General features: G+C 75.7%; 11 protein-coding genes. 6 read left to right on the top strand and 5 right to left on the bottom strand.

All coding sequences use genetic code 11. The annotated features are described in order from the left end of the window. Positions 1-20 precede the first annotated feature (20 nt). Positions 21-776 (bottom strand): oxidoreductase, encoded by a 756-nt coding sequence (locus JUB12_RS00220; RefSeq protein WP_205699662.1) that lies wholly within the window; start codon positions 774-776, stop codon positions 21-23. Between the two features lie 59 nt (positions 777-835). On the opposite strand from JUB12_RS00220, the gene JUB12_RS00215 reads away from it, so the two are divergent. After that, entirely contained in the window at positions 836-1,426 is a 591-nt protein-coding gene (locus JUB12_RS00215; protein WP_205697609.1) for a TetR/AcrR family transcriptional regulator, read from the top strand. Positions 1,427-1,481: 55 nt separating this feature from the next. Next, complete coding sequence (locus JUB12_RS00210) at positions 1,482-2,894, top strand: wax ester/triacylglycerol synthase family O-acyltransferase (protein ID WP_205697608.1); 1,413 nt, start codon at positions 1,482-1,484, stop codon at positions 2,892-2,894. On the opposite strand, the gene JUB12_RS00205 is transcribed toward JUB12_RS00210, so the two are convergent. From JUB12_RS00205 to JUB12_RS00195, 3 genes are read right to left on the bottom strand one after another with little or no spacing between them, the layout of a single operon-like run. Then, a complete protein-coding gene (locus JUB12_RS00205) occupies positions 2,891-3,478 on the bottom strand; it encodes an RDD family protein (RefSeq protein WP_205697607.1) in 588 nt (195 codons plus the stop codon). The genes JUB12_RS00210 and JUB12_RS00205 overlap by 4 nt on opposite strands. A gap of 56 nt (positions 3,479-3,534) precedes the next feature. Continuing rightward, complete coding sequence (gene trxB / locus JUB12_RS00200) at positions 3,535-4,548, bottom strand: thioredoxin-disulfide reductase (RefSeq protein ID WP_205697606.1); 1,014 nt, start codon at positions 4,546-4,548, stop codon at positions 3,535-3,537. 49 nt (positions 4,549-4,597) lie between these two features. Then, entirely contained in the window at positions 4,598-5,668 is a 1,071-nt protein-coding gene (locus JUB12_RS00195; protein WP_205697604.1) for a lysylphosphatidylglycerol synthase transmembrane domain-containing protein, read from the bottom strand. 156 nt (positions 5,669-5,824) lie between these two features. Between JUB12_RS00195 and JUB12_RS00190 the strand changes: the two genes are divergently transcribed. Beyond that, the gene (locus JUB12_RS00190; protein ID WP_205697602.1) at positions 5,825-7,849 is read left to right on the top strand and encodes a serine/threonine-protein kinase; all 2,025 of its coding nucleotides are present in this window, start codon (positions 5,825-5,827) and stop codon (positions 7,847-7,849) included. 448 nt (positions 7,850-8,297) lie between these two features. On the opposite strand, the gene JUB12_RS00185 is transcribed toward JUB12_RS00190, so the two are convergent. Beyond that, positions 8,298-8,882, bottom strand: coding sequence for an FHA domain-containing protein (locus JUB12_RS00185; RefSeq protein ID WP_371822311.1), 585 nt, complete (start codon positions 8,880-8,882; stop codon positions 8,298-8,300). 240 nt (positions 8,883-9,122) lie between these two features. Between JUB12_RS00185 and JUB12_RS00180 the strand changes: the two genes are divergently transcribed. From JUB12_RS00180 to JUB12_RS00170, 3 genes are all read left to right on the top strand, one after another. Continuing rightward, positions 9,123-9,695: an RNA polymerase sigma factor gene (locus JUB12_RS00180; RefSeq protein WP_205697598.1), complete on the top strand. Its 573-nt coding sequence runs from the start codon at positions 9,123-9,125 to the stop codon at positions 9,693-9,695. A gap of 106 nt (positions 9,696-9,801) precedes the next feature. Next, positions 9,802-10,260: a hypothetical protein gene (locus tag JUB12_RS00175; protein WP_205697597.1), complete on the top strand. Its 459-nt coding sequence runs from the start codon at positions 9,802-9,804 to the stop codon at positions 10,258-10,260. Positions 10,261-10,336: 76 nt separating this feature from the next. Then, a complete protein-coding gene (locus JUB12_RS00170; protein ID WP_205697595.1) occupies positions 10,337-11,542 on the top strand; it encodes an acyltransferase in 1,206 nt (401 codons plus the stop codon). Positions 11,543-11,605 lie beyond the last annotated feature (63 nt).

The raw sequence follows: 11,605 nt of genomic DNA, 5'->3' as shown, positions 1-11,605 counted from the left end.
GCAGCCCCGGCCTCGGCGCGCTACGGCGTGGGCTTCTCCCCGCCGTCCACCACCAGGTCCGTGCCGGTGATCCATCGCGCCCGGTCCGACGCCAGGAACGCCACCGCCTCGGCGATGTCGATCGGCGCGCCCATGCCGAGCGGCACGTGAGCGGTCAGCTGGGCCGCGGTGATGCCCAGACTGCCGGCGATGCCCTCCCGGACGGCGTCCGCGCCCGGGGTCGTCACGCCACCCGGGGTGACCGTGTTCACCCGGATGCCCCGGGTCGCCAGCTCGGTCGCGAGGCCCTTGGAGTACGCCGTGAGCGCCGCCTTCGCCGCGGCGTAGTGCAGCGTCGGGCCCGGGGTCAGGTAGGCCGCGCTCGAGGAGATGTGGATGATCGAGCCGGAGCCGCGCTCGAGCATCTGCGGCAGCAGCGCGGCGTTGAGGCGCACGGCCGCCAGGAGGTTCACGTCGAGGACGCTCTGCCAGTCGGCCGGCGGGATCGTCCACGACCCGCCCGCGGCAGTGCCCGTCGCCCCGGCGTTGTTGACCAGGACGTCGACGCCGCCGAGCCGGTCGAGCGCGGCCCCGGCGATCGCCTCGATGCCGTCGGCCGTCGAGACGTCGCCCTCGACGAAGGTCACCCCCTCCGGGGTGCTGGCGGGCGCGCTGCGGGCGGTGGCGAGGACCTGCGCGCCGGCGCCGGCCAGGCGCTCGGCGATCGCCGCGCCGATGCCGCGCGAGCCGCCGGTGACGAGGACGCGCGCGTCGGGGAAGTCGTTGTTCTTGACCATGCGGTCCACAATAGCGCCGTTCTTGACCGCCCGGTACACAACGTCGGTACGATGACGCCATGGCCCGTCCCCGCGAGTTCGACGAGCAGGCCGTCCTCGACGCGGCACAGCAGGCGTTCCGGACCCACGGCTACGCCGGCACGTCGCTGCAGGAGCTCATGGCCGCCACCGGCCTGGGCAAGGGCAGCCTCTACGCGGCCTTCGGCGACAAGCACGCCCTGTACCTCCGCGTCCTGGACGACTACGCGCGGCGCAACGTGGCGAGGGTCGGCGACGCCCTCGAGCGGCGGCCTGCGCTCGACGCCCTGCACCGGCACCTGCTGGCGGTCGCGCGAGGCTCGACCTCCGGCCCGAGCTGCCTGCTCGCCAGCTCGACGGCCGAGCTCGCGGACGTCGATCCGGATGTCGGCCGGCGCGTCGAGGAGGCCTTCCGCACGCTCGACGGCTGCTTCGCACGCGCGGTGGCGCGGGCGCAGGACGAGGGCGACGTCGACCCCGCCGCGGACCCCGAGGCCCTCGGCGGACTGCTGCTCGCCGTGGCCCGCGGGCTCGAGGCGCTCGGCCACGCCGGGGCGTCCGACGCGTCGCTCGTGCGCACGGCCGAGGCGGCGATCGGGGCGCTGCCCCGCCCGCCCGCGCGCACGGGCTGAGCCCCTCCGCGCTGGCGCGCGGAGCACCCCATGTGCGCGCTAGGCTCGCGCCGCGATGGCGCAGCCCCACCTCGACCCGCTGACCGCCGTGGACGCGGCGTTCGTGCTGCGCGAGGACGCGGGCCGCACGCACACGCACGTCGGCTCGGTCGCGCTGCTCGAGGGCCCGGTGCCGCGCTGGGAGGACGTCCTCGAGCACGTCCGCTGCCGGCTGCACCTCGTCCCGCGCTACCGGCAGAAGCTGGTCCGCCCGCCCGGGCGCTTCGGCCGTCCGCGGTGGGTCGACGACCCGTCGTTCAACCTCGAGTACCACCTGCGGCGCGCGGCCCTGCCGGCGCCCGGCGACGCGCGACGGCTGACCGCGCTGGTCTCCCGGATCATCTCGCAGCGCATCGACCGCACGAAGCCGCTCTGGGAGCTGCTCGTGGTCGAGGGCCTCGCCGACGACCGCTGGGCGATCATCGCCAAGACCCACCACGCGCTGGTCGACGGCGTCGGCTCGATCGACCTGCTCAGCATCCTCTTCGACGCCACCGACGAGGTCGGCGACCCCGACGAGCCGCCCACGTGGCTGCCACGACCCGAGCCGACGGCCGCCCAGCTCGCGGCCGCGCAGCTCGGCAGCGCCGCCCGCCAGCTCACCGACCTGCCGTTCAAGGCGCTGAGCGCGGCGACGCGCCCCAACGAGGTGGTCGACGGCGCCAAGGAGGCGCTCACCGGCGTGGCCGACGCCGTGCGCGCCGGCCTGCGCCCCGCGCCCGACTCGCCGCTCAACGCGCCGATCGGCCCGCATCGCCGGGTCGCCTTCGCCACCGCCCGCCTCGACGACCTGCGCCGCGTCAAGGACGTCTTCGGCGGGACGGTCAACGACGTCGTCCTCGCGTGCGTGGCCGGCGGCATCCGCGCGCTCTACCACCATCGCGGCCAGCCGGTCGGCCAGGCCGAGCTGCGCGCGTGCGTGCCGGTCTCGACCCGCCAGGGCGACCACGGCGAGGGCCACCGCATCACGCCCGTCCTCGCGCCGATGCCGGTCCACCTCGCCGACCCGCTCGAGCGCCTGCGCGCGGTCAACGCGGCGATGGCGCACGTCAAGGACCGCCAGCGCGCCCTCAGCGCCGAGGCCATCGTCGGGATGGAGGACTTCGCGCCGCCGACGATCCTCGCGCAGGCCTCGCGGCTCAACCTCTCGGCGCGGCTCTACAACGTCCTGGTCACGAACGTCCCCGGCCCGCAGGTCCCCCTGTTCTTCCTCGGCCAGCGGCTGCGCACGTTCTACCCGCTGCCCTACCTCGGCGGCGACCGTGCGCTGGCCGTCGCGGCGATGTCCTACGACGGCGAGGTGGCCTTCGGCGTCCTGGGCGACCGCGACGCGCTGCCCGACGTCGACGTCGTCAGCCAGGGCCTGCGCGCCGCCCTGCACGAGCTCGTCGCGCTGGCGGCGGGCCGGCCGACGACGCTCAAGGTCTAGCGCGCCGGGTCGGCGAGGACGCGGGTCTTCGCGACCGCGTCGTGGATCGCCCGGTTCTCGCGGTCGGCCAGGGGCCAGAGGCCGTCGACGATCGAGTACACGAAGAACAGCGAGCCCGGGATGGCCTGCATGACGACCTGGCGGGTGACGACGGTCTGGAGGTCGAGCCGCTCGCCGTCGGCCCGGACGACCCGGATGGCCACCACGCGCTTGCCCAGCGTCTGGCCGCCCCAGCGCAGGAGCAGCACGCACTGGTAGACGGCGAAGAGCACCGCCGACCACAGGCCCAGCAGCAGCGCGTCGCCGCTCGAGGCGACGGCGCTGGCCTCCTCCTCGTCGAGCTCGATGCCCAGCGCCGCGTACGCGCCGAGCAGCAGCGGCATGAGGACCAGCGCGTCGATGATCGCCGCGCCCACGCGCGAGGGCCAGCTCGCGAGCTTGGCGCCCGCGAGCGGCCGCGGGCCGGGCGGCGGCGAGGACGGCGCCGTCCCCCACGCCGGCTCGGCGGGCGGCGAGCCGGCGCCGGTCGGCGGCCCCCACAGGGGCGCCTCGGGGCGCGGCGAACCCGCCGGCGGCTCGGCCACCGGCGGGAGGAAGCCTCCCGGACGCGGCCCGTCGTCGGGCCGCGGCCGGTCGTCGTCTAGCTGCGCGTCGCCGCCCACTGGGCCTCGGCGAGGTCGCCGTGCGGGATCGACTCGGGCGTCGGGACCTCGGGCGTGTCGCGCAGGTACCACTCGGCGTCGAGTGCCGCCTGGCACCCGGAGCCGGCGGCCGTGATCGCCTGGCGGTAGGTGTGGTCGACGAGGTCCCCGGCGGCGAAGACGCCCGGCTTGTTCGTCCGCGTCGAGCGGCCCTGGACCTTGACGTAGCCCTCGTCGTCGACGTCGATCTGCCCGCGGACGACCGCGGACTGCGGCTCGTGGCCGATCGCGATGAACGCGCCGCCGAACGCCAGCTCCTCGGTCTCGCCGGTGACCGTGTTGCGCAGGGTCGCGACACGCTCGTAGGGGCCCTCGCCGTGGTGGAGCTCCTCGACGACGAACGGCGTCTTGAGCTCGAGGTTCTCGGCGGCCCGGGCGCGATCCACCATGATCTTCGAGGCGCGGAACTCGTCGCGGCGGTGCACGAGCACGACCTTCGACCCGAACTTCGAGAGGAAGATCGCCTCCTCGAACGCCGAGTCGCCGCCGCCGACCACGAGGATCACCCGGTCGCGGAAGAACGCCGCGTCGCAGGTGGCGCAGTAGGAGACGCCCTGGTTGGCCAGCTCCTCCTCGCCGGGCACACCGAGCTTCTTGTGCTCGGCGCCCATGGAGAGGACCACGGTGCGGGCCTTGATCGTCTCGCCGCCCACGACGACCTCGTGGATGCCGCCGGGCTCGTCGGCCAGGCGCAGCTCGGTCGCCTCGTCGGTGAGGAACCGGGTGCCGAAGCGCTCGGCCTGGTCGCGGAGCTTCTGCATGAGCTCCGGGCCCATGATCCCCTCGGGGAAGCCGGGGTAGTTCTCGACGTCGGTGGTCGTCTGGAGCAGGCCGCCCCACATGAAGCCCTCGACCACCAGCGGCTCGAGGTTCGCGCGCGAGGTGTAGAGCGCGGCCGTGTAGCCGGCCGGCCCACTGCCCACGATGACGACGTTCTCGATGCGGTCGGACATGGTCTCCCTCAGCTTGGTGCCCAGTCGGAGCCTGGGCCTGTCACTTCATTCAGTGTAGTGCTCCGGCCGGCGACGCCGCCCCGGCCCGGCGGGCCGCGCGGCGCTCCTCGCGCCAGCGCTCGACGGTCCGCCGCAGCTGGAAGTACGCCACCGCGCCGGGGATCGTCGGCAGCCAGAACGCGAAGGCGCGGTAGGTCAGGACGGCGACCAGCGCGCTGCCGGTGGCGACGTCGAAGGCGACCAGCGCGCCGATCATCCCGCCGTCCACCCCGCCCACGCCGCCGGGCAGGGGCAGGAGGTTGGCGATCATCCCGACGAAGTAGCCCATGACGATCACGGCCCACGGCGGCGCCTCGCCGAACGCCTTGAACGACGCCCAGAGGATCGCGATGTTGAAGCCCCAGTACGCGATCGCGCCGAAGACCGCGGGGTCGCGGTCGCGCACCTGCTGCGCCGCGAGGCGGATGCCGGCCGACATCGACGCCGGCGCCGTGGCCAGGCGCTGGGCGAGGCGGCCGAGGCGCCCGTGACGGCGCGCATAGCCCTCGAGGCGCTCCTCGAGGTTCGTCGGGGCCAGGGCGGCGAGCATGCCGATGGCCAGCGCGACCGCGCCGATGATCGCCGGCACCATCGTGATGGCGAAGTCGTCCGAGCCCTCGAGGACGCCGAGGTACAGGCCGAGGCCGCCGACGACGAGCGTCGCCATGTACACGCCGTACTGCAGGACGAGGAAGGCGATGGTGCGGTCGGCGACCTCGCGGCGGTCCATGCCGGCGCGGCGCAGCGCCCACGCCGTGAGCGCGATGCCGCCGGCGCCACCGGCGGCGAACAGGCGCGTCGCCGCCAGGCCGGCCATGGTGATCTGGTAGCTCTCGGACACCGTCAGACGCACGCCCGCGCGCACGTAGACGGCCTGGAACAGCACGACGTAGCCGCCGAAGCTCAGGACGGTGAACACGCCGGCGACGGCGAGCCACAGCGGGTCGCCGTCCTCGATGCGGTGCCACGTGTCCTCGAGGCCGCTGATCTGCGGCAGGACGAAGTAGAGGAAGGCGACGATCGAGACGACGAAGAGGACCCCGAGCAGCACGTTGCGGCGCGTCAGCTGGACGCGCGGCATCTCCTCGTCGTCATCGTCGTGCGCCTCATGCGCAGCGGGCCCCTGGAGCTCCGGCGTGCGCGTGAGGCGAGGGTCGTCGCGCATGTCCGGTGGCAGAACACTAGACCCCGCGTCGGCGGGCCATCCAGCGGCCGGGGCCGCTACCGTCGCGCCCTCGTGAGCGGCCGAGCGGGAGAGCTGCAGCCCGGTGACGTCTTCGCCGGGCACCGGATCCTCGGCGTGGCGGGCCGCGGCGGCATGGGCGTCGTCTACCGCGCCCTCCAGCTCGACCTCGACCGCACGGTCGCGCTCAAGCTCATCGCGCCGACGCTCGCGCTCGACGACGCCTTCCGCGAGCGCTTCGTGCGCGAGTCGCGCGCGGCGGCCGCGATCGACCACCCGAACGTCGTCCCGGTGTTCTCGGCGGGCGAGCACGACGGCCGCCTGTTCCTGGCGATGCGCTACGTCGAGGGCCAGGACCTGCGCAGCGTCGTGCAGGCGCTCGGCCCGCTGGACCCCGAGCGGGCCGCGCGCGTCGTCGCGCAGGTCGCCGGTGCGCTGGACGCCGCGCACGCGCGCGGGCTCGTCCATCGCGACGTCAAGCCGGCCAACGTCCTGCTGGCCGCCGACGACCACGCCTACCTCACGGACTTCGGGCTGACGAAGCGGCTCAGCGAGGCGTCGGTGACCGGCTCGGGGCGCTGGGTCGGGACGCTCGGCTACGTGGCGCCCGAGCAGATCCGCGCGGACGTCCCGGTCGACGCCCGCGCCGACGTCTACGCGCTGGGCTGCGTCCTCTACTACGCGCTGAGCGCCGCGGCGCCCTTCCGGCGAGAGACCGACGAGGCGACCCTCTGGGCCCACCTGCACGACGCGCCGCCGCCGCTCGACGACGTGGCCCCCGGCGCACCGCCGGCGCTGCAGGACGTGCTGGACCGCGCGCTGGCCAAGGACCCGGCCGACCGCTACCCGTCGGCGGGCGACCTCGGCCGCGCGGCGCTGGCCGCGGTCGGCGAAGGCCCGGCGCCGGGCCCGGAGCGCCAGGTCGCGCGCGGTGCCGCCGCACCCGCCGGCGCCGCGGACGACGAGACCGCGGTCGCCCGCACCCCGCCGACGCCGGCCGGCGGCGAGCCGCACTCCGACACCCCCGCGACGCGCATCGCCGTCGCGCGGCGCGCCATGGGCTCCTGGCTCGGACCGGTCATCGCGCTGCTCGCCGGGGCGGCGACGGTGCTCGTGACGGTGGCGCTGCTGGGCGGCGACGACTCCGACGGCGGTCGCAGCGGGTCCGGCACCAGCGCGACCGCCACGACGTCCACGACCGCCTCAAGCGCGGTGCGCGCGCTCAGGCCCGTCGACGTCGACGACCGCCCCGCCGGCGTCGCGCTGGCCGGCGGCCGCGCGTGGGCCACCGGCCGCCGCGGGCGGCTGCGCGGCGTCCCCCTCGAGGGCCGCGGCGCGGTCCGCTCGATCGCGCTGCCCGACGACCGTCCCGCCTCCGCGATCGCCGCCGGCCTGGGCTCCCTGTGGATCACCCAGGACGGCCCCGACCGCCTCGTGCGCCTCGACCCCCGCTCCGGTCGCGTGCTCGGCACCGTCGCGCTGCCGCCGGGCCAGCCCGTCGCCGTCGCGGTCCTCGGGCGCAGCGTCTGGGTCGGCCGGCGCGAGCAGGGCGGCACCCCGACCGACAGCGTCGTGAAGGTCGACCCCGCGTCCGGCGAGGTGACCCGGGACATCATCATGGGCGAGGAGGGCGTCAACACCCTCGACGCGGGCGACGGCGCGCTCTTCGTCTCCAACCGCAAGCGCTCGCGCGTCACCCGCATCGACGCGAGCTCCGGCCAACGCCGCTCGACCGCCGTCGGCTTCCGCCCCCGCGGCGTGGCCGTCGTCGGGTCGTCGGTCTACGTCGCCGCCTACGGCGAGAACACCGTCACGCGCCTGTCGACCGACACGCTCTCCGGCGGCGCGGCCATCCCGGTCGGCCAGGGTCCCGTCGGCGTCGCCGGCGCGGCGGGGTCGGTCTGGGTGGCGAACTACCTCGAGGGCACCGTGACGCGGATCGACGCCCGGACGGGCCGGGTCGCCGCCCGGGGCGTCCAGGTCGGCACGAACCCGTTCGCGGTGGCGGCGGGGCGGCGCGGGGCCGTCGTGACGAACCTGGCGGACGGGACGGTGCAGCAGGTGGTGGGCGGGTCGTGAGGCGCCCGTCGGTGGTGATGGTGGTGTGGTTTCGCCGGTGGTGGCGTTCCGCTCGGGCGGTTGCGGCGGCTCGGCGACCGCTGTCTCGCACTGAGGAGGGGAACCGCCCGCGGTGGCGTCCTCCGTGGGCGGTTGTACGGGTTCGGGGTGAGTGGGGGGTTGCGTGCGCTATGCGAGCGCAAGTCCCCACTCGCGGTCGGCAGGGCGCGAAGTGCGGACCGGTTCGCAGCTGACGGCCCCGCGCACGACGACCCTGGAGTTCGGGTCCCGGGAGGACCTCAACTTCAGGCTCGCAGTCGATCGGCCCCGAACCACCCGCCCGCCCGCGAACCACCACCCACGCCGGGCGGTTCCCCTCCCCCCAGTGCGAGACAGCCACCGCCCCGCACAGCCACCGACGCCCGGAGCTCCACCTCGCCCCGCGCCCCGCGCGAGGCGACCCCGCCCGCTAGAGGTCCCGCGGCGCCACGACCCCGCGCTCCAGCGCCTCGGCCACCAGCCGCGCCCGCTTCTGCCCCTGCGGGAGGTCGTCGATCCCGAACCGCTCGTACAGCGCCCGGAGCGCGGCCTTCACGGCGTCGACGCTGAGGTGGAGCTCCCCCGCGATGTCGGCGTTGGAGGCCGGCGCCGCCACGCCCCCGTGCTTGTAGGGGCGCGCGAGCGAGACGAGGACCGAGCGCTGGGTCGGCGGCAGGTCGCCGAGGACCAGGCGCTGGCCGGCGACGACCGTCTCCTCGCGGGTGTCCTCCGCGTCGGGGCGGCGGAAGGCGAGCGTGGTCTGGCCCACGCGCAGGACGTCGCCGTCGCGCAGGCGGGTGCGGCCGGTGATGCGCGAGCCGTTGACGAACGTGCCGTTGCGGCTGAGGCCGTCGTCGACGACGGTCCACTCGCCCGCGAGGCGCTCGAGCTCGGCGTGCAGGCGCGAGACCTCCGTGTCCCAGGGCAGGGCGACGTCGTTGGAGTCGGTGCGCCCGACGCTGAGGCGCTCGCCGTGCAGCGGGACGAGGCGCTGGCGGCCGTCGCCGTCGCGCAGCGCGAGGAACGGCGCGCCCTCGCGCTCGGCGCGGACGCGGTCCTGGACCTCGGCGGGTGAGGCGGCGTGGAGGGCGAGGGGCGACTCGTCGGACACGGCGCGGCTGACGGTAGCGAGCGCTCCGGCAGCGGGCGGTCGGGCGGACCTCCCACACCTGGGGGTAGGCCGGCCACACCTGGGTGGCGAAGGTGTGGCCCCTGGTGCGGCCACCGCGGGCTCGCCAGACCCGACACTGGTCCCATGCTCGCCACCCGCACCCCCCTCACCGACGAGGCGCTCGTGGCCCGCGTGCGCGCGGGGGACGACGGCGCCTTCACCGAGATCGTGCAGCGCTACGAGGCGCCGCTCACCGGCTTCGCCCGCATGGTCCTCGGCGGCGCCCACCACGACGCGGAGGAGTGCGTCCAGGACGCCTTCGTGCGCGCCCTGCGCTCGCTGCGCTCCGGCACCGCCGCGTCCGCCGACCGCGAGATGGCGCTGCGCCCCTGGCTGCACACCATCGTGCGCAACCGCTGCCTGGACCAGCTGCGCGCCGGCGGCAAGCGCCCGACGACCGACCTCGAGCCCCACGAGCCCGTGCTACGCGCGATCCACGCCGACCCGGCGTCGATGATCGCGCGCCGGGAGGCGCTCGACGAGGTCGTCGGTGCCCTGGGCGACCTCCCCACGCGCCAGCGCCGCGCGCTCGTCCTGCACGAGCTCGAGGACCAGTCGCACTCGCAGATCGGCCGCGCCCTCGGCGTCACCCGCGGCGCGAGCAAGGCGCTCGTGCACCGGGCCCGCGCCGGGCTGGCCACCCACCGCGCCGCGTAGCCTGCCGCCCATCGCGACGGTCGAGGTCTTCGCCCACGGCTCGCTGGCCGGCCACCACGGCCGGCCGGCGGTGCTGCGCGGGGCGCGCCGCACGTGGGGGGTCGCGATGGACAACCGCGTCGCGATCCCCGGCTACAAGCGCTGGCTGGACCCGACGACCGGCGCCGCGCCGCCCGTCCACGTGGCCTTCCTCGACGTCGAGGAGGACCCGGCCCACGACGTCCAGGGCGCGATCGTCGAGGTCGACGTCCCCACGCTCTTCGCCCTCGACGCGCGCGAGCGCAACTACACGCGCGTGGACCTCGACCCCGCGCGGGTGGACGGCGCGCAGGGCGGGCCGCTCGTGACCTACGTCGGCTCGCCCGACGGCCGCGCCCGCCTGGCCGAGGGCCGGGCGGCCGGGACCGCCGTCGTCGCGCGCGCCTACCTCGACCTCGTCCTGGAGCGCTTCGCCGCCCTCGGCCTGCTCGACGCCTTCGACGCCACCCCGCTCGACCTGCCCGTCATCGACCTCGTGCGCGTCGACCTCCCAGCGGACGGGCCGACGACCTTCCGCGACGGCTGACGTTCGTCTTTGCCACTCCGCAAGGCGGTGCACTACCGTCGTGCGCCGCTGGGGGAACCGGGGGACGGGAGCTGCGATGGACCAGGCAACGACGAGGGCCGAGCGCCTCACGCTGGGAGACCCGCTGCGCGGGCTGGCCGCGCTGGCGGTCGTCGTCTTCCACGTCACGATCTCGGCCGCGTTCATCGGCGCCGGCTCGGCGGCCATCTTCGGCGAGGAGGTCTTCGGCGCCGCCCACACGACGCTCTTCTCCCTGTCGGCGGCGGTGCACGTCTTCTTCGTGCTGTCGGGCTACCTGCTCATGCGGCCCTTCGCGCGGTGGCTCGTCGGCGGCGCCCAGCGCCCCCAGCTCGTCCGCTACGGCCTGCACCGCCTCATGCGCATCGGCCCGGCCTTCTGGCTCGCGGTCCTCGCGACCGCCGTCCTGGTCGGCTCCAAGGGGGCGCCCGACCGCGAGTTCCTCGACCTCGCGCTGCTGGTCCACGGCTGGGACAGCCAGTCGGAGATCGGCCAGGCCATGCCGCAGGCCTGGACCCTGGACATCGAGGCGCTCTTCTACCTCCTGCTGCCGATCGGCGCCCTGCTCGCCGCCGGCCTCCTCGGCGCCGCGCGCGGCCAGCTCGTGCGCGCCGGCGTGCTGCTCGCCGGGATCGCCGCCCTGTGCCTCGGCACGCTCGCGTGGAGCTCGGCGGCGAACACCGTCGCCGAGAGCCAGGTGCCGCCGAAGTTCCTCTTCGCCTTCACTCCGGGCATGGCGCTCGCCGTCCTCGAGCCGCTGCTGGCGCCCCGGGCGCGCGGCGCGGCCTGGGCCCGCCACGCCCAGCTGCCGCTGCTGGTCGGCTCGCTGCTGGCGTTCGTGCTGCTCGTGCGCACCGACGCCGCGAGCTTCGGCACCCGCGACGCGCTGGCCACCCTGTCGTCGGCCGCGCTGATGAGCGCCGTGGTCCTTCGCCAGTGGCACGGCACGCGCGCGTGGCGCACGCTCGACCAGCCGGTGCTGCACGCGCTGGGCCGCTGGTCCTACGGCGTGTACCTCGCGCACACGATCGTCCTGGACGTCACCGAGCCGGTCTTCCGCGACGTCGGCGGGGTGTGGCCGACGCTGCTCGTCGGCTGCGCCGTCGTCATCCCGCTGTCCGTGCTCGTCGCCGCCGCGTCCTGGCGCTTCGTGGAGCGCCCGGCGCTCGCGCTCGCCGACCACCTCGCGGCCCGCTGGCGCACGCGGCGCGCCGGCGCCGCGGACCGCGCCGAGACGGTCGCCGCCTCCGCCGGGGTGCCCTAGCGCCGGTTCTCAGAGCACCGACGCTCCTGCCGGAGGAGCTTTGGTGCAGATCCCCTGAGCGGT

The sequence above is a fragment of the Conexibacter sp. SYSU D00693 genome, from assembly GCF_017084525.1.
Taxonomy (GTDB): Bacteria; Actinomycetota; Thermoleophilia; order Solirubrobacterales; family Solirubrobacteraceae; genus Baekduia.
The sequence above is the reverse complement of the archived record's forward strand: the minus strand, read 5'-3'. Positions and strand labels throughout refer to the sequence as shown.

Excerpts from the sequence above, each read along its gene's own strand:
- JUB12_RS00220 (WP_205699662.1), bottom strand. The coding sequence starts at position 776 with ATGGTCAAGAACAACGACTTCCCCGACGCGCGCGTCCTCGTCACCGGC.
- JUB12_RS00215 (WP_205697609.1), top strand. The coding sequence starts at position 836 with ATGGCCCGTCCCCGCGAGTTCGACGAGCAGGCCGTCCTCGACGCGGCA.
- JUB12_RS00210 (WP_205697608.1), top strand. The coding sequence starts at position 1,482 with ATGGCGCAGCCCCACCTCGACCCGCTGACCGCCGTGGACGCGGCGTTC.
- trxB (WP_205697606.1), bottom strand. The coding sequence starts at position 4,548 with ATGTCCGACCGCATCGAGAACGTCGTCATCGTGGGCAGTGGGCCGGCC.
- JUB12_RS00195 (WP_205697604.1), bottom strand. The coding sequence starts at position 5,668 with ATGCCGCGCGTCCAGCTGACGCGCCGCAACGTGCTGCTCGGGGTCCTC.
- JUB12_RS00180 (WP_205697598.1), top strand. The coding sequence starts at position 9,123 with ATGCTCGCCACCCGCACCCCCCTCACCGACGAGGCGCTCGTGGCCCGC.
- JUB12_RS00175 (WP_205697597.1), top strand. The coding sequence starts at position 9,802 with ATGGACAACCGCGTCGCGATCCCCGGCTACAAGCGCTGGCTGGACCCG.
- JUB12_RS00170 (WP_205697595.1), top strand. The coding sequence starts at position 10,337 with ATGGACCAGGCAACGACGAGGGCCGAGCGCCTCACGCTGGGAGACCCG.